Here is a 729-nt window from a genome sequence, read left to right as displayed (position 1 = left end):
GCGTCGGCGTCGGCGGCCGGCCCCGTGCCGGGGGCGTCGGCGTCGCCGTCGGTGGCGAGGTCGGGGCCCGGATCCGCGTCGGTGGCGAGGTCGGGGTCCGGATCCGCGGCGGCGGGAATGGGGGCGGGAAGAAGACCGGGCTTTGCGACGGGGTTGGCGATCGCACGGCCCGAGCCGGTGCCCGGCGGGGGAGTCCGCGTCGCGTCCGATCGGGCCCCGACCACCCCCGGCTCGTCCCGGCCGCCGGGCGGATCGGCGCCCTCGGGTGAACCCGTGCGCTCGGGCGGATCCGTCCCCTCGCGCGAGATCGTGCCCTTGGGCGGATCCGTCCCCTCGGGCAGGTCCACGATTCCGGGCGGACCGATGCCCGGAATCGGCGCGACGACGAAGCCGAAGCCGACGTGGACGCCCACGCCGACGCCGGAGCCGGAGCCGGTCGCCGTGCTGTCCGGCCCGGCGACCGAGCCGCTGGACCTGGTGCTGGCCGCCGCCGCAGGTTACGACGACGATCCCGGCCCGGACGGCCGGCGGCGGGCGCGGTTGATCACCGCCGTGGCCGCGGCCGGCGCCGTGATCGTGGCCGCGCTGATGGTCATCGGACTGCTCGTGCATGCTCACGGCGGACCCGCCCACGCCACCGCGTCGGCGGTCGGTGAGGTCCCCCTGCCCGGCGGGCAGGGTGGCCTGAGCGGCGCGACGGCTGGGGACCACAACACCGCGCCCACCACC

2 pseudogenes are annotated in these 729 nt (G+C 78.1%); one reads left to right on the top strand and one right to left on the bottom strand.

Annotated features, from left to right (window positions below):
- Positions 1 to 413: pseudogene (locus ND748_RS33230) on the bottom strand (hypothetical protein); the annotation flags it as partial.
- Positions 414 to 441: 28 nt separating this feature from the next.
- Between ND748_RS33230 and ND748_RS33225 the strand changes: the two are divergent.
- Positions 442 to 729: pseudogene (locus ND748_RS33225) on the top strand (serine/threonine protein kinase); the annotation flags it as partial.

The sequence above is a fragment of the Frankia sp. AiPs1 genome (assembly GCF_023716945.1).
Lineage (GTDB): Bacteria > Actinomycetota > Actinomycetes > Frankiales > Frankiaceae > Frankia.
The sequence above is the reverse complement of the archived record's forward strand: the minus strand, read 5'-3'. Positions and strand labels throughout refer to the sequence as shown.